Here is a 21,186-nt window from a genome sequence, read left to right on the forward strand (position 1 = left end):
GAGCCTAGACCGTGGACGGGGCCGCGGAAACCTCAGGGGGTTCCCCGGCACCTGAACGTCATGCTTTCTCCGGACAATCCCGGACACCGCAACGGGAAGGGACGGACTAGTCCTTGCGCCCGGTGGCGGCGACGGTGACGCCGAGCCCGATCATCGTGAGCCCGCCGACCCCTCCGACGAGGGAGAGCCGGCGCGGGGAGCGGGCGAACCAGCCGCGCGTGGTGGCGGCGACCAGTCCCCACAGGCTGTCGCAGACCAGCGCGATGAGGTTGAAGACCAGGCCGAGCAGCAGCATCTGGAGGGTGACGTGCCCCTGTGAGGGGTCGACGAACTGGGGGAGCACGGCGGCGAAGAACACCATGGTCTTCGGGTTGGCCACGCCGACCACGAAGCCCTCCCCCAGGGTCCGCAGGGCGCCGCGCACCGCGGGGACGTCGGCGCCGGTGAGCGCGGCGTGCAGGGACCCGCGCTGCCGTACGGCTTTGACGCCCAGGTACACGAGGTACGCGGCGCCGGCGAGCTTGAGCGCCGTGAAGACGAGGGCGGAACGCTCGACGACGGCTCCGACGCCGAGCGCCACGGCCACGACGAGGACGTAGCAGCCGAGCGTGTTCCCGACGACGGAGGTCAGCGCGACGCGGCGGCCCTGGGCCAGGGCCCGGCCGATGACGAAGAGCACGCTGGGGCCGGGTATCACGATCAGTACGAGGGACATGGCCGCGAAGGCCAGCAGTCTGTCGGTGGACACCATGCGGCCATGAAAGCGGAACCCGAAGACCGCCCGCAGCCCATTTACGCCCGCTCGCGGTCCGCTCAGACGCGGGGCAGGGACTCCGCTTCCAGTCCGCCCTCGATGGCGAGGATGCGGTGCAGCCGGGTCGCGACGAGGAGCCGCTGCATCCGGTCGGGGACCCCGCGCAGGACCAGGCGCCGGCCGGTGCGGCCGGCCCGCCGGTGGGCTCCCATGATCACGCCGAGTCCGGTCGCGTCCCAGGAGTCGAGTCCGGTCAGGTCGAGCACGAGGTCGCCGTGGCCGTCGTCGAGGGCGGCGTGGAGGGCCGAACGGGCGTCCGCCGCGCTGCGCACGTCGAGGCGGCCCCCGACAGCGAGTTCGGCGTGGTCGCCCCTGATGTGCATGTGTGCTCCCCGGCTGTACTGCGTGCGTGTGGTCCGACTGGTCCGTGACCGGCTCCGTGGTCGGCAACTCTCACTTCAACTGACTGCCTCGCGGGCAGGGAAGTTGCCGACCGTGAGCGAACCGATACCTAATTCACCCCGTAGGGTGCGGGGATTCGAACGGTCGTGCTCACTGTTTGCGTCGTGCTCAGTGCTTGTAGAAGCCCTGGCCGCTCTTGCGGCCGAGGTCGCCCGCGTCGACCATCCGGCGCATCAGCTCCGGCGGCGCGAACTTCTCGTCCTGGGACTCGGTGTAGATGTTGCTCGTGGCGTGCAGCAGGATGTCGACGCCCGTGAGGTCGGCGGTGGCCAGCGGCCCCATGGCGTGTCCGAAGCCCAGCTTGCAGGCGATGTCGATGTCCTCGGCGGAGGCCACGCCGGATTCGTAGAGCTTCGCGGCCTCGACGACGAGCGCGGAGATCAGACGGGTCGTCACGAAACCGGCGACGTCGCGGTTGACGACGATGCAGGTCTTGCCGACGGACTCGGCGAAGGCACGGGTGGTGGCGAGGGTCTCGTCGCTCGTCTTGTAGCCGCGGACCAGCTCGCAGAGCTGCATCATCGGGACGGGCGAGAAGAAGTGGGCGCCGACGACCCGCTCCGGACGCTTCGTCACGGCCGCGATCTTGGTGATCGGGATGGCGGAGGTGTTGGAGGCCAGGACGGTGTCCTCGCGCACCAGCTCGTCCAGGGTGCGGAAGATCTCGTGCTTGACCTCCAGCTTCTCGAAGACGGCCTCGACGACGATGTCCACGTCGGCGACCGCTCCGAGGTCGGTGGTCGTGCTGATGCGGGCGAGCGCCGCCTCGGCGTCCTCGGCCGTCATCTTGCCCTTGGAGACGAACTTGTCGTACGAGGCCTTGATGCCGTCCGTGCCACGGGTGAGCGCGGCGTCGGTGACATCCCTCAGAACGACGTCCCATCCCGCCTGAGCGGAGACCTGAGCGATTCCGGAACCCATCAGTCCGGCACCGATGACGGCGAGCTTCCCAGCCACTGCACACCCCACGTTCTTAAGTCAGGCCCAGCCTCGACAAGGCCCGCTCTCGGAGCCTCTCCGGCGGAGACTAGCGTCCGTGAGGGGTCGTGTGACCGCGAAGTAACACGCGTCACGTCTCAGATGACGGACATCACACCGGTCCGGCCCAGCAGCCGTGCGCAGCCCCCCAGTTCACCCGTCCGGTTCATTCCTCGTCGGGGTCGGCGTAGCGGGCGGCCAGTTCGCGCAGCCGTTCCAGTTCCGCCCGCGCGGCCGGCAGGTGGCCGAATTCGACGGCCATGGCGACGCGTCCGGCGAGGTAGTGGGCGTCCGCGCGGGCGTCCGCGTCCGCCGCGGGCAGCGCGCAGAGCTTCCGGAGGGCGTAGGAGGCCATGGAGGCGGTCCAGCCCGCCTCCGGGATGTTCAGCTCGCCCGGCGGGAGCTCGGCGCGCAGCAGGTCCTTCGCGTAGTCCCAGACCCGGCGGTCGTGCTCGGCCGCGCCCGGCTCCGCCGGATGGTGCGGGTTCCCGGCCCAGCGTTCGGCGCGCTCGCGGAGCTCGTACCCGCAGGTGAAGGCCTCGTCCGTGTCGCCGGAGGCCACCGCCGCCCGGCCGGCCGCGGCGTACCCGTCCAGTTCCCGGCGGGACTGCGGGCTGTCCCGGTGGCGGAAGGCGAGGTACCCCGCCCAGAGGTCGATCTGCTGGGCGGCCCCGGCCCGCAGCCAGATGTCGTACAGGTCGGTCAATCCGCTGCTCCCCTTGTCCTACGGGCTCCGGCGGCCCTGCGCGAGGGTACTGCGCGGTGCGCGGGCTCCGCCCGGAATTTCCCCCGGCGGGGCGTCTACCCTGGCCGCATGGTGAACCTGACGCGCATCTACACCCGTACCGGCGACAAGGGCACGACGGCCCTCGGCGACATGAGCCGCACGCAGAAGACCGACCTGCGCATCTCCGCGTACGCCGACGCCAACGAGGCCAACGCGGCCATCGGGACGGCCATCGCGCTGGGCTCGCTGCCCGAGGAGCTGGTGAAGGTCCTGGTCCGGGTGCAGAACGACCTCTTCGACGTCGGCGCGGACCTGTGCACCCCGGTCGTCGAGGACCCGCAGTACCCGCCGCTGCGCGTGGAGCAGTTCTACGTGGACCGCCTGGAGGCGGACTGCGACACCTTCAACGAGCGGCTGGAGAAGCTGCGCAGCTTCATCCTCCCCGGCGGCACCCCCGGCGCGGCCCTGCTGCACCAGGCGTGCACGGTGGTCCGGCGGGCCGAGCGTTCGACGTGGGCGGCGATGGAGGTGCACGGCGAGGTGATGAACCCGCTGACGGCCACCTACCTCAACCGCCTGTCCGACCTCCTGTTCATCCTGGCCCGTGCGGCCAACCAGGAGGTCGGGGACGTGCTCTGGGTCCCGGGCGGCGAGCGCTAGACGAGCTAGCGGTCGACCCTGACCTGCTCCGGCTCGGGCTCCTTGCCCGCCGGGGCCTTGCGCGGCCAGATCGTGTAGGTCGCGGCGATCAGGGCCTGGATTCCGAGGATCCGCAGGGCGACGAGCTGCCAGTTCTGGAGCCCGCTGGTGTCGGCGGAGTCGCCGACGTACCAGATCGCGGTCTGGAGCAGGGCGAGGGCGACGGCGGCGCCGGCCAGGGTCCTGGCCCACAGCTTCCACTCGTGGACCGCGCGGGCCTTGCCGTACGTGGCGCCGGGGGGCTTCGGGCCCCCGGCGAAGCGGTGGGCGGCGTGCCCGTCGAGCCACTTCACGGTGTAGTGGCCGTAGCCGACGGTGTAGCCGATGTAGAGGGCGGCCAGGCCGTGCTTCCAGTCCGGCTCGCCGCCGTTCTTCAGGTCGACGACCGAGGCGATCAGCAGGACCAGCTCCAGCAGCGGCTCGCACAGCAGGACGGCGGCTCCCAGCCGTGGCATCCGCGCGAGGTAGCGCAGCGCCAGTCCGCCGGCCAGCAGCACCCAGAAGCCGATTTCGCAGGCGATGATCAGGGCGAGCAGCACGGCACCTCTCCGTTCCTCCGGGCCGGTGCCCGGTTCGTGCCCCCGGGGCGCTCCCCAGGGTTCCCTTCCAGGCTCGCGGCGGACGGGCCCCGCCGCGTCGTCCGCCGTGACGAAAGGGGGCTGCACCCTTCGATGTAGCGCCCTCTCCGCCCCCGTGCCGAGGCCCGGGCGCCCCGCACCCTGTTGGATGGGACCGTGCTGCTGAAAACCGCGCTGCCGAGGACCGGCCGCCCCCACCGCGACGACGTACTGCTCTGCGTGGTGAGCGTGCTCGCCGGTGTCCTGCTGTGGTCGCTGGGGGTGTACAGCAGCAACAACCGGCAGTTCCTCCCCGAGTGGGCGGTGCTGGTCCCGCTGCTGGTGATCGGCCCGATGGAGCTGGTGCGGCGCACGCTGCCCAACCTCACGCTCGCCGTGGGCACCCTCTGCGTGGTCGCGGACCAGTTCACGGTGGGCAGCATCGCCACCGTCCTGATCTTCACCGACCTGATGTACGCGGCGGTGGTCTACGGAACACCGGCCATGGCCCGGCGCCTGCCGGTCCACACCGGCCTGATCTCCGTTGCCGTCACCATCGGCTTCCTGGTGTGGCTGCGCACCCCGCAGGCCCTGCTGATCGGCGTGGTCACGGGCCTGGTGAGCTTCGCCCCGGCCCTCACCGGCTCCACCTTGCGCAACCACCGGGAGGCCGCCGTGGCCGCCCGGCTGCGCGCCGAGCAGACGGCGCTGCTGGCCGAGATGGACCGTACGCAGGCGGTGGCCGCGGAGCGCGCCCGGATGGCCCGCGAGCTGCACGACATGGTGGCCAACCACCTCTCGGCGATCGCCATCCACTCCACCGCCGCCCTGTCCATCGACTCCCCCGCCACCAGCCACGAGGCCCTCGGGGTGATCCGGGAGAACAGCGTCCAGGGGCTGGCCGAGATGCGCCGGCTGATCGGGCTGCTGCGCGACGCCGGGGGCGGGGCGGGCGAGGAGGCGAGCGCTGTGCCCACCCTCGACGGGCTGGAGTCCCTGCTCGGGCAGGCGCGGACCAACGGGGCGGCGAGCGGGCTGGAGTTCACCCTGTGCGACGACCGCCCGCCGGGGCCCGCGCTGCCGACGCCGGTGGAGCTGGCGGCGTACCGGATCGTGCAGGAGTCGCTGACCAACGCCCTCAAGCACGCCGCGCCGGGCACGGTCACGGTCCGGGTGGCCCGCCTCGGCGCCCTGCTGAGCGTGGAGGTGGACTCCCCGTACGGGGACCGGCCGGGCCCGCGCGCGCCCGGCTCCGGGGCGGGGCTGATGGGGATGGGCGAGCGGACGGAACTGCTCGGCGGCACGTTCGCCGCGGGCCCGCGGGGACATGTCTGGCAGGTGCGGGCGACCTTGCCCGCGGAGGAGAAGGCGGTACGGGAATGACCATCAGGGTCGTGGTGGCCGAGGACCAGGGCTCGGTACGGGCCGGTCTGGTGCTGATCCTGCGCAGTGCGGGCGACATCGAGGTGGTGGGCGAGGCGGGCGACGGCGAGGAGGCGGTGCGCCTGGCGCGTGAACTGCGGCCGGATCTGGTCCTCATGGACGTGCAGATGCCGCGCCTGGACGGGGTGTCGGCCACCCGTGAGGTGGTCGCGGAGGGCCTGGCGGACGTGCTGGTGCTGACCACCTTCGACCTCGACGAGTACGTCTTCGGAGCGCTGCGGGCGGGGGCCTCGGGCTTCCTGCTGAAGGACGCGGAGGCGGCGGAGCTGATCGCGGCGGTGCGCACGGTGGCGCGCGGGGAGGGTCTGATCGCCCCGGCGGTGACCCGGCGGCTGATCGCCGAGTTCGCCGCTCCCCGGGCGGTGCGCGCCCCGGTGTGCCCGCAGACCGCGGAGGCGGTGGCCTCGCTGACGCCGCGGGAGCGGCAGGTGCTGGGGGCGCTGGGCGAGGGGCTGTCGAACGCGGAGATCGCGGTCCGTCTGGAGATGGCGGAGGCCACGGCGAAGACGCACGTCAGCCGGCTGCTGGGGAAGCTGGAGCTGCGCAGTCGGGTCCAAGCGGCAGTCCTGGCCCAGGAGTTGGGGATCTAGACGGGCACTGGAGATGAGGTCTGGACCTCTTGACGCTTGGTCCAGACCTTTCTACTCTCACCGCAACACTGTGGTGAGCGTGCCATGACAAAGGCCGTTCCAGGTCATGACAAGGCGTGCTCACGGGCGGCGCAGGTCCCACCCCCATGTGGCAGTCGGCCCCACGACGGCCACGGACCTACGGAGGAGCACCCTTGAGCACAGCACCCCCACGACGCGTACGGTTCTTCAGGAGGCTGGCCGCCACGGTGGCCGCCCTCGCCCTGCCCGTGGCGGGCCTCGTCGGCCTGGCCGGTCCCGCGCAGGCCGCCGGATCCGCGACGGCCACCTTCACCAAGGTCTCCGACTGGGGCTCCGGCTTCGAGGGCAAGTGGACGGTGAAGAACACCGGCACCACCACCCTGACCAGCTGGACCGTGGAGTGGGACTACCCGGCCGGCACCCAGGTGACCTCGGCCTGGGACGCCACCGTCACCAGCTCCGGCACCCACTGGACGGCCAAGAACGTCGGCTGGAACGGCACCCTCTCCCCCGGCGCCACCGCCAGCTTCGGCTTCAACGGCAGCGGCTCCGGCGCCCCCGGCGGCTGCAAGATCAACGGCGGCACCTGCGACGGCGGCACGACCCCCACCGACACCCCGCCCTCGGCCCCCGGCACCCCCACCGCGACCGGCGTCACCGAGACCGCGCTGACCCTGTCCTGGTCGGCGGCCACCGACGACAAGGGCGTCAAGAACTACGACGTCCACCGCAACGGCACCAAGCTCACCACCGTCACGGGCACCAGCTTCAACGACAGCGGCCTGACCAAGGGCACCGCGTACAGCTACACGGTCACCGCCCGCGACACCGCCGACCAGACCGGCCCCGCCTCCGGCGCCCTCTCCGTCACCACCCCCGGCGGCGGCACCGGCCCCGGACCCGACCCGGGCGCCAAGGTCAAGCTCGGCTACTTCACCGACTGGGGCGTCTACCAGCGCAACTACCACGTGAAGAACCTGGTCACCTCCGGCTCCGCCGCGAAGATCACCCACATCAACTACGCCTTCGGCAACGTCCAGAACGGCAAGTGCACCATCGGTGACTCCTACGCCGACTACGACAAGGCCTACACCGCCGACCAGAGCGTCGACGGCGTCGCCGACACCTGGGACCAGCCCCTGCGCGGCAACTTCAACCAGCTGCGCAAGCTGAAGGCCAAGTACCCGAACATCAAGGTCATCTACTCCTTCGGCGGCTGGACCTGGTCCGGCGGCTTCGGCCAGGCCGCCCAGAACCCGGCCGCCTTCGCCCAGTCCTGCCACGACCTGGTCGAGGACCCCCGCTGGGCGGACGTCTTCGACGGCATCGACATCGACTGGGAGTACCCGAACGCCTGCGGCCTGTCCTGCGACACCAGCGGCGCCGCGTCCTTCAAGAACCTGATGTCGGCCCTGCGCACCAAGTTCGGCGGCTCCAACCTGGTCACCGCCGCCATCTCCGCCGACGGCTCCAACGGCGGCAAGCTCGACCTCGCCGACTACGGCGGCGCCGCCCAGTACGTCGACTTCTACAACGTCATGACGTACGACTTCTTCGGCGCCTGGGACGCGAAGGGCCCGACCGCCCCGCACTCCCCGCTGACCTCCTACAACGGCATCCCGATCGCCGGCTTCAACTCCGAGGCCGCCATCACCAAGCTCAAGGGCAAGGGGATCGCCGGCTCCAAGCTCAACCTCGGCATCGGCTTCTACGGCCGCGGCTGGACCGGCGTCACCCAGGACGCCCCCGGCGGCGCCGCCACCGGCCCGGCCCCGGGCACCTACGAGCAGGGCATCGAGGACTACAAGGTCCTCAAGACCAGCTGCCCCACCACCGGGACCGTCGCCGGCACCGCCTACGCCAAGTGCGGCAGCAACTGGTGGAGCTACGACACCCCCGCCACCATCGCCGGGAAGATGACCTGGGCCAAGAACCAGGGCCTCAAGGGGGCTTTCTTCTGGGAGTTCAGCGGTGACACCGCGAACGGCGAACTGGCGAACGCGATCCACACCGGCCTGCAGTAGCCCCCACGCACTGCCCCGGTGACGAAACGAAGCCGGGGAGACGGGTCCGCCCCCGTCTCCCCGGCTTCCTCACGTCCAGCGGCCCTCAGGCCACGTTCACCCTCTGCCCCGGAGGAGCCGCCTCCAGCCAGGCCAGGAACCCGGTCAGCGCGTCCTCGCTCATCGCCAGCTCCAGGCGGGTCCCTTTGTGGGAACAGCCGAGCACGACGGCGTCGGACAGCAGGGCCAGCTCCTCCTCGCCCTCGGGCGCGCGGCGGGCGAGCACCTCGATGGAGGAACGCTCCAGCAGCCGGCGCGGCCGCGGGGAGTACGAGAACACGCGGAACCATTCGATGCGGTCACCGCTGTAGCGGGCGACCCCGTAGACCCAGCCCTTGCCGGAGACGTCGGTCTCCTCGGCCACGTCCCAGCGCAGGCTGCAGTCGAAGGTTCCGCCGGAGCGCTGGATCAGTCTGCGGCGCAGGCCGAACACAAACAGCCCGATCACCACCAGGGCTACGACCAGGCCGCTCACAAGCAGAGCGAGGAGCATCTTCACCGACCTCCTCGCTCATCGAATTCCCGCAAAACAAAAAAGGATCCGCATCGCCTCAGCCGCGACCCGGTCTGGAAAATTCCAGAACGGACCGCGGCTGAGGAATCAAACTCTTCGGTACGAGGCTCAGTGCCCCGTCACCGCGCGCAGCCGGACATCGGCGCGACGTTCGGCGGCCGCGTCGGCCTCCGACTTCGCGCGCTCCAGTGCCCGCTCCGCCCGCTGGACGTCGATCTCGTCAGCGAGCTCGGCGATCTCGGCCAGCAGGGACAGCTTGTTGTCCGCGAACGAGATGAAACCGCCGTGCACCGCGGCGACGACAGTGTTGCCCTCGCTGGTGCGGATGGTCACCGGGCCCGATTCCAGCACACCGAGAAGCGGCTGGTGACCGGGCATGACGCCGATGTCGCCGGACGTGGTGCGGGCGACAACAAGGGTGGCCTCGCCGGACCAGACATTGCGGTCCGCCGCGACCAGCTCGACGTGCAGCTCAGCAGCCAAGGTGGCTCCTCGGGTCACCACCCGGCGGGTCGGCCGGGTGTTGGGTCAAATTCTAATGGGCGTGGGGAGAGGGACGGGACATACCCGCCCCTCTCCGTCGTTCTGCGAATCGGATGCGCTCCGGGGAGCGCGCCCGACTAGGAGACGCCCAGCTCCTTGGCGTTGGCCTTCAGGTCCTCGATACCACCGCACAGGAAGAACGCCTGCTCGGGGAAGTGGTCGTAGTCACCGTCGCAGATGGCGTTGAACGCGGTGATCGACTCGTCGAGCGGAACGTCCGAACCGTCCACGCCGGTGAACTGCTTGGCGACGTGGGTGTTCTGCGACAGGAAGCGCTCGACACGACGGGCACGGTGGACAACGAGCTTGTCCTCCTCGCCCAGCTCGTCGATACCGAGGATCGCGATGATGTCCTGGAGGTCCTTGTACTTCTGCAGGATCCCCTTGACGCGCATCGCGGTGGCGTAGTGGTCCGCCGCGATGTACCGCGGGTCGAGGATGCGGGACGTCGAGTCCAGCGGGTCCACGGCCGGGTAGATGCCCTTCTCGGAGATCGGACGGGAAAGAACCGTCGTCGCGTCGAGGTGGGCGAAGGTGGTGGCCGGCGCCGGGTCGGTCAGGTCGTCCGCGGGGACGTAGATCGCCTGCATCGAGGTGATCGAGTGACCGCGGGTCGAGGTGATGCGCTCCTGCAGCAGACCCATCTCGTCAGCCAGGTTCGGCTGGTAACCCACGGCGGACGGCATGCGGCCCAGAAGGGTCGACACCTCCGAACCGGCCTGGGTGTAACGGAAGATGTTGTCGATGAAGAAGAGCACGTCCTGCTTCTGCACATCGCGGAAGTACTCCGCCATGGTCAGACCGGCCAGGGCGACGCGCAGACGGGTGCCCGGGGGCTCGTCCATCTGGCCGAAGACAAGCGCCGTCTTGTCGATGACGCCCGAGTCGGCCATTTCCTCGATGAGGTCGTTGCCCTCACGGGTACGCTCACCGACGCCCGCGAACACCGACACACCGTCGTGGTTGTTGGCGACGCGGTAGATCATTTCCTGGATCAGAACGGTCTTGCCGACACCGGCACCACCGAACAGACCGATCTTTCCACCCTTGACGTACGGGGTGAGAAGGTCGATGACCTTGACGCCGGTCTCGAACATCTCGGTCTTCGACTCGAGCTCGTCGAAGCGGGGCGCCTTGCGGTGGATGGGCCAGCGCTCGGTGACCTCGGCGTTCGCCTCGGGGTAGTTCAGCACCTCACCCAGGGTGTTGAACACCTTGCCCTTGGTGAAGTCACCGACGGGGACGGTGATGCCCTCGCCCGTGTCGGTCACCGGGGCCTGGCGGACCAGACCGTCGGTCGGCTGCATCGAGATGGTACGGACGAGGCCGTCACCCAGGTGCTGCGCGACCTCGAGGGTCAGGGTCTTGAGCTTGCCGTCCTCGGCCGGGTCAGCGACCTGGACCTTGAGGGCGTTGTAGATCTCGGGCATGGCGTCGACGGGGAACTCCACGTCGACGACCGGGCCGATGACCCGGGCGACGCGGCCCGTGGCGGCGGCCGTCTCAACAGTGGTCGTCATTACTTGTCACTCCCCGCGGTCGCGTCAGCCATGGCGCTCGCGCCACCGACGATCTCGCTGATTTCCTGGGTGATTTCGGCCTGGCGGGCCGCGTTGGCAAGCCGGGAGAGGCTCTTGATGAGGTCCCCGGCGTTGTCGGTGGCCGACTTCATCGCGCGGCGGCGGGCGGCGTGCTCGGAAGCGGCCGACTGCAGCAGTGCGTTGTAGATACGGCTCTCGACGTAGCGCGGCAGAAGGGCGTCGAGGACGTCCTCCGCCGACGGCTCGAAGTCGAACAGCGGAAGGATCTCGCCCTTCGCACCGTCCTCCTCCGCGGCCTTCTCGAGGCTGAGCGGCAGCATCCGGCCGTCGACCGGGTTCTGCGTCATCATCGACACGAATTCCGTGTAGACGATGTGCAGCTCGTCGACGCCGCCGTCGGCCGTCTCCTTCTCGATGGCCTCGATCAGCGGTCCGGCGACGCGCTTGGCGTCGGCGTAGGCCGGGCTGTCGGTGAAGCCGGTCCACGAATCCGCGACCTTGCGCTCGCGGAACCCGAAGTAGGCGACACCCTTGCGGCCGACGATGTACGAGTCGACCTCCTTGCCCTCAGCGCGCAGCCGCTCGGTGAGCCGCTCCGCCTGCTTGATGGCGTTCGAGGAGTAGCCGCCGGCCAGACCGCGGTCGCTCGTGATGAGCAGGATCGCGGCACGGGTCGGCTTCTCGACCTCGGTCGTCAGGGCGTGCTTGGTGTTCGAGCCGGTCGCCACCGCGGTCACCGCACGGGTGAGCTCGGTCGCGTACGGCATCGACGCCGCCACCTTGCGCTGCGCCTTGACGATGCGCGAGGCGGCGATCATCTCCATCGCCTTGGTGATCTTCTTGGTCGCCGTGATGGCACGGATGCGACGCTTGTAGACCCGGAGCTGCGCTCCCATGAGTCAGGTCCCTTCCGTCGTCACTTGGAGACGTTGACGGCCGGTGCGTCCTCGCCCAGGAGCTTGCCGTCCGAGGTCTCGAACTGGCGCTTGAAGCCGGCGATGGCGTCAGCGATCGACGTCAGGGTGTCGTCCGACATCTTGCCGCCGTCGGCGATGGAGGTGAGGAGGTCCTTGCGCTCACGGCGCAGGTGCTCCAGCAGCTCCGACTCGAAGCGACGGATGTCGTTGACCGGGACGTCGTCCATCTTGCCGGTGGTGCCGGCCCAGACGGAGACGACCTGCTCCTCGACGGGCATCGGCTGGTACTGGCCCTGCTTCAGCAGCTCGACCAGACGCTTGCCGCGCTCCAGCGAGGCCTTCGAAGCGGCGTCCAGGTCGGAACCGAAGGCGGCGAACGCCTCCAGCTCGCGGTACTGGGCGAGGTCCAGGCGCAGACGGCCGGAAACCTGCTTCATGGCCTTGTGCTGGGCCGAGCCACCGACGCGGGAGACCGAGATACCGACGTTCAGCGCCGGGCGCTGGCCCGCGTTGAACAGGTCGGACTCCAGGAAGCACTGGCCGTCGGTGATGGAGATGACGTTGGTCGGGATGAACGCCGACACGTCGTTCGCCTTGGTCTCGACGATCGGCAGACCGGTCATCGAACCGGCACCCATGTCGTCGGAGAGCTTCGCGCAGCGCTCCAGCAGACGGGAGTGCAGGTAGAAGACGTCACCCGGGTAGGCCTCACGGCCCGGCGGGCGGCGCAGCAGCAGCGACACGGCGCGGTAGGCGTCGGCCTGCTTCGACAGGTCGTCGAAGATGATCAGGACGTGCTTGCCGGCGTACATCCAGTGCTGGCCGATGGCGGAACCGGTGTACGGCGCCAGGTACTTGAAGCCGGCCGGGTCGGACGCCGGGGCGGCGACGATCGTCGTGTACTCGAGCGCGCCGGCGTCTTCCAGGGCGCCGCGAACGGACGCGATGGTCGAGCCCTTCTGGCCGATGGCGACGTAGATGCAGCGAACCTGCTTGTTCACGTCGCCGGAGCGCCAGTTGTCGCGCTGGTTGATGATCGTGTCGACGGCCAGAGCGGTCTTGCCGGTCTGACGGTCACCGATGATCAGCTGACGCTGGCCACGGCCGACCGGCACCATCGCGTCGATGGCCTTGTAGCCGGTCTGCATGGGCTCATGCACCGACTTACGGACCATGACGCCCGGGGCCTGCAGCTCGAGGGCGCGACGGCCTTCGGTCGCGATCTCGCCGAGACCGTCGATCGGGTTGCCGAGCGGGTCGACGACGCGGCCGAGGTAGCCCTCGCCGACGCCGACGGAGAGCACCTCACCGGTGCGCTGCACCGGCTGGCCCTCCTCGATACCGCTGAACTCGCCGAGGACGACCGCACCGATCTCGCGCTCCTCGAGGTTGAGGGCGAGACCGAGGGTGCCGTCCTCGAACTTCAGCAGCTCGTTCGCCATGGCGGAGGGCAGGCCCTCCACCTTCGCGATGCCGTCGCCGGCAACGCTGACCGTTCCGACCTCCTCGCGCGAGGCCGCGTCCGGCTGGTACGACTGGACAAAGTTCTCCAGTGCGTCCCGGATCTCCTCCGGCCGGATCGTGAGCTCCGCCATCTGGGTTCCCTGCTCTCCTTGTTGGGCCTGAAGCTTCTTAGGGGTCTGGGGGCGACCCCCAGGAATCTTCTGCAAGTTCTGCACGGCCCAACCGGGCCGCTAGGAATGCGTTGTTCTATTGGTGGCTGAGGTCAGCCGGCCATGCGGCGGGACGCCTCTTCGAGGCGGTCCGCGATGGTGCCGTCGATGACCTCGTCGCCGACTCGCACCGAGATCCCGCCGAGGACCGTGGGGTCCACGTCGAGGTTCAGGTGCATCTGGCGGCCGTACAGCTTGGCCAGCACCGCGCCGAGACGCTGCTTCTGGACGTCGCTGAGCGGAACCGCGCTGGTCACGGTGGCGACCATGCGGTTGCGGCGCTCCGCGGCGAGCGTGGAGAGGGACTCGAGTCCCGCTTCCAGGCTACGTCCACGCGGCTGCGTGACGAGACGGACGACCAGGCGCTCCGTGACGGCGTTCGCCTTGCCACCGAGCAGGCTGCGCAGCAGCTCGCTCTTGGCGGAGGCGGTGGCCGCACGGTCGGTCAGCGCGGAACGCAGCTCGGTGTTCGAGGCGACGATCCGGCCGAAGCGGAAGACCTCGTCCTCGACGTTGTCGAGCGCGCCGCCCTGCTGGGCGGCGGTGAGGTCGGCGGTGGCCGCCAGCTCCTCCAGCGCGTCCACCAGGTCGCGGGACTGCGACCAGCGGGAGCGCGCCATGCCGGACACGAGGTCGAGGGTTTCCCCGCCGACCTGGCCGGACAGCAGCCGGCCGACCAGCTCGGCCTTGGCCTCGCCGGACTGCGCCGGGTCCGTGATGACCCGACGCAGCGAGACCTCACGGTCGAGCAGCGCGGTGACGGCTGCCAGCTCACCGGCGAGCTTCGCCGCGTCGACGGACGTGTTGTCCGTCAGCGCGTCGAGACGCTCGCGCGCGGAGGCCAGCGCCTCGCGGCTCGCTCCGTTCATCGGGCCGCCTCGGCCTTCTCCTCGAGCTCGCTGAGGAAGCGGTCGATCGTGCGGCTCTGTCGGGCGTGGTCCTCGAGGGACTCGCCGACGAGCTTTCCGGCCAGGTCCGTGGCGAGCTTGCCCACGTCCTGACGCAGCGCCTGGGAAGCGGCCTTGCGGTCCGCGGCGATCTGGGCGTGACCGGCAGCGATGATCTCCTCACGCTGCCGCTGGCCCTCTGCGCGCAGTTCTTCCTTGAGCGCAGTGCCCTGCTCCAGCGCGTCCTGGCGCAGGCGCGCGGCCTCGTGCCGGGCCTCGGCGAGCTGAGCCTTGTACTGCTCAAGAACGCTCTGGGCCTCGATCTGAGCGGCCTGCGCCGCCTCGATACCGCCTTCGATCGCCGCGTGGCGCTCGTCCAGAACCTTGTTGATGTTCGGGAGGAGCTTCTTCGCGAGGAAGCCGAAGACGATGACGAAGGCGATCAGACCGATGACGAGCTCGGGGATCGGCGGGAAGAGAGGGTTTTCCATCTCAGCCGCCAGAACCAGGAGGTTCACATCAGTGCCTTTCGTCTAATGGACTGTTCGTCGAGACCGAGGATCAGGAGCTCGGGTAGACGAACGGCATGACCAGACCGATCAGGGCGAGCGCCTCACAGAAGGCGAAGCCGAGGATCTGGTTGGCGCGGATCAGGCCGGCAGCCTCGGGCTGACGGGCGAGGGCCTGGGTGCCGTTACCGAAGATGATGCCGACGCCGACGCCGGGGCCGATGGCCGCGAGACCGTAACCAACGGAGCTGAGGGAGCCGGTGACGGCGGCAAGGGTCTGGGACATGCCAGTTCTTCCTTCTCTTTCACGGACCGGTGGGGGTTGGCCACCGGACGAATGGGGGCTGAGCGGGGGCGGGCCCGGCTCAGTGGTGCTCGGCGACCGCGCCCTGGATGAAGCTGCAGGCCAGGAGGACGAAGACGTACGCCTGGACGGCCTGGATGAAGAGCTCGAAGGCGGTCATCACGATCACCATCACGAACGACACACCGGCGTAGGCGATGCCGATGCCGTTCAGCAGGTACCAGCTGGCGATCGTGAAGAGCAGCAGCAGGGTGTGACCGGCGAACATGTTCGCGAACAGTCGGACCGCGTGGGTGAACGGGCGCACCAGGACGTTCGAGAAGAACTCGATGACCATGATCAGCGGCAGCACGCCACCGAGCGTCTTGTCGTAGCCCGTGAGGTTCTTCAGGCCGCCGACGAAGCCGTGGCGCTTGAAGGTGACCGACATCCAGAGGATGTAGACGCCCAGCGCGAGGATCATCGGGTACGCGATGATCGAGGTCACCGGGAACTGTGCCACCGGGATGATCGACCAGACGTTCAGGATCCAGACGAAGAAGAACAGCGAGACCATCAGGGGGACGTACTTCTCGCCCTCCTTCCTGCCCAGCGTCTGGTAGACGATGCCGTTGCGCACGAAGTCGTAGCCGGCCTCGGCGATCATCTGGAGCTTGCCGGGAACGACCTTCGGCTTGGCGAAGGCGGCCCAGAAGAAGCCCACGATGATGATCGAGCCCAGGAGGGCCAGCAGCATCGGCTTGTTGAAGTAGACACTGGTCAGACCAGGCTCGCCCCACAGCGGCTCGAAGAGGAACGAGTGCAGGCCCGGACCGGGGAAGCCACATCCGTCGAAGATGTGACAGTCGGTCTCGAAAGCGAGCACCTGAGTCGGGTCAGCACTCACCGCGGGCTCCTTCAGCGTGGCGCATAGGTACGGCAACCTCGTTGTGTCGGCGCGGCGAGCAGCCGCGGTTCGGCACTGGACTGGTGTTACGGATGGTGGGGCGGCGGTCAGGCATCGAGCTTCGCGATGGAACAGGCGTCAGCTCAGGTGCCCGGGCCCGCAGTGCCGCATATGGCACCGGACGATAGCAGCATCCCGAACACGCACTTATCCCGGCCCTACCCCTCACGACTTCGACCCCGGATTTTCGGGCTTTTCGCCCTTCGTCGAGTCCGGCTCGACGTAAAGGATCTTGGCTTTCATATGAGCACGCGTCTGTGCGCCGATCCACACGAGGGTGGTGGCGACGAGCGTGATCGCGAACGCCCGGGGGTTGAAGAGTGTCGTGTTCTTGAACACGGCGAGAAAGACGAAGAGCAGCAGGATCTGAGCCGCGTAGAGCATGAGACCCATGGCCTGGAACAGATGCGGCAGTGATTTCGCCGTGCGCTGCAGAACAACGAATCCGATGCCCATGAACAGAATCACGACCACGGTCGCGACAACGGCTCCGACCGCCCCCTTGCCGCCTACGACCAACGCGCTGATCCCGGCGGCAATGGCGCCGGCGGCAGCTGTGGGCACAGCGGTGTGGAGGAGGGATCGGACGTCATCTGACCGCATGGCGGTTTGCTCCGCGTGGTGGTGGGGGCACGGGACTCGTACGGGACGAGCGTAAGCCCGGTCCGAGTGAGAGCCTCGGGCCAATGGACCGTCGCACTACGGTCCTTCGGCTCTGTCGCCGGGTTTAGTGAACGGTATCACAAACTATTTGATGAGAGCTTTACCTGTCCGGTGTGCTGACTGTCACACATGAGGGCTAACCCGCCCGTGTGTGCAGGACGGGCAACCACCTTGTCTGGTAAAGGGCGTTCATGTCGGACATGGTCCGGGGGCGTCAGCGCGCCGATCCGGCCTTCCGCCGGTCGGGGAGGCGCGAACGGGGGCCTACGGCGGTCGCCCCGTTGACGCCGGACACCCCGGCCGCGACCGGCCGCGGCGGCGCCGGCTCCGAAGCCTCGTCCTCGCGTACGGCGGCCTCGGCCGCGGCCTCCGCCGCCCGCGCCGCGTGCCGGTAGCGCGGCGGCACCAGGCCCTCGGCCCAGCGCGGCGCCCTCGGGGTGAACCGCGGCAGCAGGAGCAGGACGAGGCCCAGCGCGCTCAGCGCGGCGATGGCGAGCACGATCCACATCGTCGCAGAACTGACCGAATAGGCCACCGTCCCGAAGGCGATCAGCCCCGACCAGAAGTACATGATCAGCACCGCGCGGCTGTGGGAATGGCCGAGTTCCAGCAGCCGGTGGTGCAGGTGCCCGCGGTCCGCCGCGAAGGGCGACTGGCCGTTCCAGGTGCGCCGCACGATGGCCAGGACCAGGTCCGCGACCGGGATCGCGATGATCGTCAGCGGCAGCAGCAGCGGGATGAACACCGGCAGCATCGCGTGCGTCGCGTTGCGCTCGCCGCCCGCGAACAGGGCCAGCGCGTCCGGGTCCACCTGGCCGGTGATGGAGATCGCGGAGGCGGCCAGCACCAGGCCGATGAGCATGGAGCCGGAGTCGCCCATGAAGATCCGGGCGGGGTGCATGTTGTGCGGCAGGAAGCCCAGGCACATGCCCATCAGGATGGCGGCGAAGAGGGTCGCGGGCGCCGCGGCCTCGATCCCGTAGCCGAACCAGATCCGGTACGCGTAGAGGAAGAGCGCGCAGGTCGCGATGCAGACCATGCCGGCGGCCAGGCCGTCGAGGCCGTCCACGAAGTTCACGGCGTTGATGGTGATCACGACGAGGGCCACCGTCAGCAGGTTGCCCTGCCACTGGGTGAGCGGGACCGTCCCGACGCCGGGGATGGGGATCCACAGGATGGTCAGGCCCTGCATGACCATCACGCCGGCGGCGATCATCTGCGCGCCCAGCTTGATCAGGGCGTCGATCTCGAACTTGTCGTCCAGTACGCCGACCAGCCAGATCAGCGCCGCGCCCGAGAGCAGGGCCCGCGGTTCGTTCGACTGCTCGAAGACCCCGTTGAGGTTGCGCAGGTGGTCGGCGACCAGCAGGCCCGCGCAGAGACCGCCGAACATGGCGATGCCGCCCAGCCGCGGAGTCGGCTCCCGGTGCACGTCGCGGGCGCGGATCTCCGGCATGGCGCCGGCCGCGATCGCGAACTTCCGAACGGGCCCGGTCAGCAGGTAGGTCACCGCGACCGTGACGCAAAGCGTCAGCAGATATTCACGCACGGGCTGCCCCAGATGTATCGCCGGCCATCTCAGCCCCACACATTAGCCCTGATGTCATCGCAGACGAGGACGCGCGGAGGGCCCGTTCCGGTTGCGGTACGCCCTGTCTGCCCCTTTAGGCCCCGTACGGGGGAAATCCCGCGGTGAGCTCGGCCACCTCCGTACGGGTCCCCGCGGCCGCGCCCTCGCGCAGCGCCGCGGTGAACAGTTCCGCGATCCGGACCATCTGCGGCTCCCCCATCCCCTGGGTGGTCACCGCCGCCGTGCCCAGCCGGATCCCGCGCTGGTCCCCGTACGGGAGGGCGCAGGTGTCCAGGACGATCCCGGCGGCGGCCAGGCGGCCGCGCGCGGTGGGCCCGTCGACGCCGAGCGCCACCGGGTCCGCGCTGATCAGGTGGGTGTCGGTGCCGCCGGTCGTCACCCCGAAACCCCGGTCCGCGAGGGCCTGGGCGAGGGCGCGGGCGTTGGCGACGACCCGGTGCGCGTACGTGGTGAAGGCGGGCCCGGCCGCCTCCCCGAACGCCACCGCCTTCGCGGCGATGGTGTGCATCTGGGCCCCGCCCTGGGTGAAGGGGAACACCGCCCGGTCGACGCGCTCGGCGAACTCGGCGCCGCACAGGACCATCCCGCCGCGCGGTCCGCGCAGCACCTTGTGCGTGGTCGCGCACACCAGGTCGGCGTACGGGACGGGGCTGGGCGCGGCCCCGCCGGCCACCAGCCCGATCGGATGGGCGGCGTCGGCGATCAGGTAGGCCCCGACCTCGTCGGCGATCTCGCGGAACGCCGAGTACTCCGGGTGGCGCGGGTAGGAGATCGAGCCGCACACGATCGCCTTGGGCCGGTGCGCGCGGGCCAGGCGCTGCACCTGTTCGTAGTCGATGAGCCCGGTCGCGGCGTCCACCCCGTAGCCGACGAAGTCGAACCAGCGGCCGGAGATGTTGGTGGGCGAGCCGTGGGTGAGGTGGCCGCCGTACGGGAGGCCCATGGCCAGCACCGTGTCCCCGGGCCGCAGCAGGGCGGCGTACGCGGCGAGCACGGCGGAGGAACCGGAGTGCGGCTGTACGTTGGCGTGCTCGACCCCGAAGAGCGCCCTGGCCCGCTCGACGGCGACCCGCTCGGCGAGGTCGGCGTACTCGCAGCCCCCGTGGTGGCGGGCGCCGGGGTACCCCTCGGCGTACTTGTTGGCGAGGGGGGAGCCGAGCGCGGTGAGCACGGCGGGCGAGGTGAAGTTCTCGGCGGCGCTCATCTGGAGGGTGACGGCCTGCCGCTGCGCCTCCCCGGCGAGTACGTCGGCCATCTGCGGATCCTGCTGCCGCAGCAGGTCCGTGGGCTGCGTGATGACGCTCATGGCGCGACTCCAGGGGGCTACCCGTCAGGTACCAGCCACGATAGCCCCGCACCCCTTTCGCCGCCGCTCGCACAACCAGCCTCGTCGGCGTTTGAGGCGCGGGGTCCGGGGCGGAGCCCCGGGGAACGGAGGAAGGGCGGGGCGGGGAGCGGCTCCGCGCAGCGGGACCCGGAGGGTCAGCGGGGAGCGGTGACGCCCGTCAGGGCCGTGACCACGGGGTCCAGCGCCTGGTTGATCTCGTCGCCGATCGAGCGGAAGAAGGTGATCGGCGCCCCGTACGGGTCGTACACCTCGTCCGCGTCGGCGGAAGGCGCCAGCAGCCACCCGCGCAGCGCCGCGGCGGCCCGCACGAGCGCCCGCGCCCGCTCGGCCATGCCCTCGTCCAGCGGCGGCAGCGTGGCCGGGTCTATGGCCCGCACGAGCCGCGTGAACTCCTTCAGCGTGAAGGTCCGCAGCCCGGCCGAGTGCCCCATGGAGATGACCTGCGCCCGGTGGTCACGGGTCGCGGTCAGCACCAGGTCGGCGCGTATGACGTGCTCGTCCAGCAGCTCCCGCCCGGTGAACCCGGTCGCGTCGGCCCCGAAGTCGGCGAGGACGGCGGCGGCGTTGGCCTCCATCGGGGCGCCCTCGTGGCCCCAGGTGCCGGCGCTCTCCACGATGAGGTCCCCGGTGACGAAACCGCCCAGCCGGTGCTCCAGGGCGTGCCGCGTCAGCCGCTCGGTGATGGGCGAGCGGCAGACGTTGCCGGTGCTGACGTGGAGTATGCGGAAGGACTCTCCCCCGTCGGCTATGCCACGCCCCTGAGGGCTCACGGGGCCACCTCGAGGTCGGGTACGACCTCCCGCAGCTGCTCGGCGGTGAGCGCCCCGGCGCGCAGCAGGACGGGCACCTTGCCGGTGACGTCGACGATCGACGACGGCAGGGTGCTGGGGGTCGGGCCGCCGTCCAGGTACACGGACACGGAGTCGCCCAGCATGGCGCGCGCGGCGTCGCAGTCCTCGGGCGCCGGGTGCCCGGACAGGTTCGCGGAGGAGACGGCCATCGGGCCGACCTCGGTCAGCAGCTCGATCGCGACGGGGTGCAGGGGCATGCGTACGGCGACGGTCCCGCGGGTCTCGCCCAGGTCCCACGCCAGCGAGGGCTGGTGCTTGGCGACGAGGGTCAGCCCGCCCGGCCAGAAGGCGTCGACGAGCTCCCACGCCTGCTCGGAGAAGTCCGTGACGAGGCCGTGGAGGGTGTTCGGGGAGCCGATGAGCACGGGGGTGGGCATGTTGCGGCCCCGCCCCTTGGCGGCGAGCAGGTCACCGACGGCCTCGGAGCTGAAGGCGTCCGCGCCGATCCCGTAGAGGGTGTCGGTGGGCAGCACGACGAGCTCGCCGCGGCGTACGGCGGATGCCGCTTCACGCAGACCCGTCTTGCGGTCCGTCGCGTCGTTGCAGTCGTATCGCCGGGCCATCAGCGGGCCTCCTCGTGCAGCGGGGTGGTGTCGGTGGGCGGG

General features: G+C 69.9%; 23 protein-coding genes. 4 read left to right on the top strand and 19 right to left on the bottom strand.

The window, feature by feature from the left end:
* Positions 1-106 precede the first annotated feature (106 nt).
* From OOK31_RS10575 to OOK31_RS10590, 4 genes are all read right to left on the bottom strand, one after another.
* On the bottom strand, positions 107-751 hold the full coding sequence (locus OOK31_RS10575; protein WP_267012178.1) for a LysE family translocator: 645 nt from the start codon (positions 749-751) through the stop codon (positions 107-109).
* A 62-nt stretch (positions 752-813) separates the two neighbouring features.
* A complete protein-coding gene (locus OOK31_RS10580) occupies positions 814-1,137 on the bottom strand; it encodes an STAS domain-containing protein (RefSeq protein ID WP_267012179.1) in 324 nt (107 codons plus the stop codon).
* Between the two features lie 187 nt (positions 1,138-1,324).
* Positions 1,325-2,173 (bottom strand): 3-hydroxyacyl-CoA dehydrogenase family protein, encoded by an 849-nt coding sequence (locus tag OOK31_RS10585; protein WP_267012180.1) that lies wholly within the window; start codon positions 2,171-2,173, stop codon positions 1,325-1,327.
* Between the two features lie 187 nt (positions 2,174-2,360).
* Positions 2,361-2,900, bottom strand: a complete 540-nt coding sequence (locus OOK31_RS10590) for a hypothetical protein (RefSeq protein WP_267012181.1) — start codon at positions 2,898-2,900, stop codon at positions 2,361-2,363.
* 108 nt (positions 2,901-3,008) lie between these two features.
* On the opposite strand from OOK31_RS10590, the gene OOK31_RS10595 reads away from it, so the two are divergent.
* Complete coding sequence (locus tag OOK31_RS10595) at positions 3,009-3,581, top strand: cob(I)yrinic acid a,c-diamide adenosyltransferase (RefSeq protein WP_267012182.1); 573 nt, start codon at positions 3,009-3,011, stop codon at positions 3,579-3,581.
* Between the two features lie 5 nt (positions 3,582-3,586).
* Here the strand turns inward: OOK31_RS10595 and OOK31_RS10600 are convergent, their stop codons facing one another.
* Complete coding sequence (locus OOK31_RS10600) at positions 3,587-4,159, bottom strand: hypothetical protein (protein WP_267012183.1); 573 nt, start codon at positions 4,157-4,159, stop codon at positions 3,587-3,589.
* Between the two features lie 195 nt (positions 4,160-4,354).
* Here OOK31_RS10600 and OOK31_RS10605 point away from each other — a divergent pair, with 195 nt between their 5' ends.
* The 3 genes from OOK31_RS10605 (at position 4,355) to OOK31_RS10615 (ending at position 8,255) form a co-directional block, all read left to right on the top strand.
* The gene (locus tag OOK31_RS10605) at positions 4,355-5,560 is read left to right on the top strand and encodes a sensor histidine kinase (RefSeq protein ID WP_267012184.1); all 1,206 of its coding nucleotides are present in this window, start codon (positions 4,355-4,357) and stop codon (positions 5,558-5,560) included.
* On the top strand, positions 5,557-6,210 hold the full coding sequence (locus OOK31_RS10610) for a response regulator transcription factor (RefSeq protein WP_267012185.1): 654 nt from the start codon (positions 5,557-5,559) through the stop codon (positions 6,208-6,210). The genes OOK31_RS10605 and OOK31_RS10610 overlap by 4 nt, the downstream gene beginning before the upstream one ends.
* Positions 6,211-6,356: 146 nt before the next feature.
* Positions 6,357-8,255: a glycoside hydrolase family 18 chitinase gene (locus OOK31_RS10615; RefSeq protein ID WP_267012186.1), complete on the top strand. Its 1,899-nt coding sequence runs from the start codon at positions 6,357-6,359 to the stop codon at positions 8,253-8,255.
* 85 nt (positions 8,256-8,340) lie between these two features.
* Here the strand turns inward: OOK31_RS10615 and OOK31_RS10620 are convergent, their stop codons facing one another.
* From OOK31_RS10620 to OOK31_RS10685, 14 genes are all read right to left on the bottom strand, one after another.
* Entirely contained in the window at positions 8,341-8,787 is a 447-nt protein-coding gene (locus OOK31_RS10620) for a DUF2550 domain-containing protein (protein WP_267012187.1), read from the bottom strand.
* 129 nt (positions 8,788-8,916) lie between these two features.
* Positions 8,917-9,291 (bottom strand): F0F1 ATP synthase subunit epsilon, encoded by a 375-nt coding sequence (locus OOK31_RS10625; protein WP_008738187.1) that lies wholly within the window; start codon positions 9,289-9,291, stop codon positions 8,917-8,919.
* Positions 9,292-9,428: 137 nt separating this feature from the next.
* Positions 9,429-10,871 (bottom strand): F0F1 ATP synthase subunit beta, encoded by a 1,443-nt coding sequence (gene atpD, locus OOK31_RS10630; RefSeq protein ID WP_266842334.1) that lies wholly within the window; start codon positions 10,869-10,871, stop codon positions 9,429-9,431.
* Positions 10,871-11,788 carry a F0F1 ATP synthase subunit gamma gene (locus tag OOK31_RS10635; RefSeq protein ID WP_267012189.1) on the bottom strand — a complete coding sequence of 306 codons (918 nt, stop codon included), beginning with the start codon at positions 11,786-11,788 and terminating at the stop codon, positions 10,871-10,873. Before OOK31_RS10635 ends, atpD begins: the two co-directional genes overlap by 1 nt.
* 20 nt (positions 11,789-11,808) lie before the next feature.
* Complete coding sequence (gene atpA / locus OOK31_RS10640) at positions 11,809-13,404, bottom strand: F0F1 ATP synthase subunit alpha (RefSeq protein WP_215148869.1); 1,596 nt, start codon at positions 13,402-13,404, stop codon at positions 11,809-11,811.
* 131 nt (positions 13,405-13,535) lie between these two features.
* On the bottom strand, positions 13,536-14,351 hold the full coding sequence (locus tag OOK31_RS10645; protein WP_267012190.1) for a F0F1 ATP synthase subunit delta: 816 nt from the start codon (positions 14,349-14,351) through the stop codon (positions 13,536-13,538).
* Entirely contained in the window at positions 14,348-14,860 is a 513-nt protein-coding gene (locus tag OOK31_RS10650) for a F0F1 ATP synthase subunit B (protein WP_267012191.1), read from the bottom strand. The genes OOK31_RS10645 and OOK31_RS10650 overlap by 4 nt, the downstream gene beginning before the upstream one ends.
* A gap of 70 nt (positions 14,861-14,930) precedes the next feature.
* Positions 14,931-15,164, bottom strand: coding sequence for an ATP synthase F0 subunit C (gene atpE, locus OOK31_RS10655; protein ID WP_007266589.1), 234 nt, complete (start codon positions 15,162-15,164; stop codon positions 14,931-14,933).
* A 79-nt stretch (positions 15,165-15,243) separates the two neighbouring features.
* Positions 15,244-16,083 carry a F0F1 ATP synthase subunit A gene (gene atpB / locus OOK31_RS10660; RefSeq protein WP_267012841.1) on the bottom strand — a complete coding sequence of 280 codons (840 nt, stop codon included), beginning with the start codon at positions 16,081-16,083 and terminating at the stop codon, positions 15,244-15,246.
* A gap of 210 nt (positions 16,084-16,293) precedes the next feature.
* Entirely contained in the window at positions 16,294-16,731 is a 438-nt protein-coding gene (locus tag OOK31_RS10665) for a hypothetical protein (protein WP_267012192.1), read from the bottom strand.
* A gap of 274 nt (positions 16,732-17,005) precedes the next feature.
* On the bottom strand, positions 17,006-18,340 hold the full coding sequence (locus tag OOK31_RS10670; RefSeq protein ID WP_267012193.1) for an MraY family glycosyltransferase: 1,335 nt from the start codon (positions 18,338-18,340) through the stop codon (positions 17,006-17,008).
* 115 nt (positions 18,341-18,455) lie between these two features.
* Positions 18,456-19,688 (bottom strand): serine hydroxymethyltransferase, encoded by a 1,233-nt coding sequence (gene glyA / locus OOK31_RS10675; RefSeq protein ID WP_267012194.1) that lies wholly within the window; start codon positions 19,686-19,688, stop codon positions 18,456-18,458.
* 176 nt (positions 19,689-19,864) lie between these two features.
* Positions 19,865-20,500: a protein-tyrosine-phosphatase gene (locus OOK31_RS10680; protein WP_267012195.1), complete on the bottom strand. Its 636-nt coding sequence runs from the start codon at positions 20,498-20,500 to the stop codon at positions 19,865-19,867.
* Positions 20,497-21,144: an L-threonylcarbamoyladenylate synthase gene (locus OOK31_RS10685; RefSeq protein ID WP_267012196.1), complete on the bottom strand. Its 648-nt coding sequence runs from the start codon at positions 21,142-21,144 to the stop codon at positions 20,497-20,499. Before OOK31_RS10685 ends, OOK31_RS10680 begins: the two co-directional genes overlap by 4 nt.
* Positions 21,145-21,186 lie beyond the last annotated feature (42 nt).

The organism is Streptomyces sp. NBC_00249 (assembly GCF_026342355.1).
GTDB lineage: Bacteria > Actinomycetota > Actinomycetes > Streptomycetales > Streptomycetaceae > Streptomyces.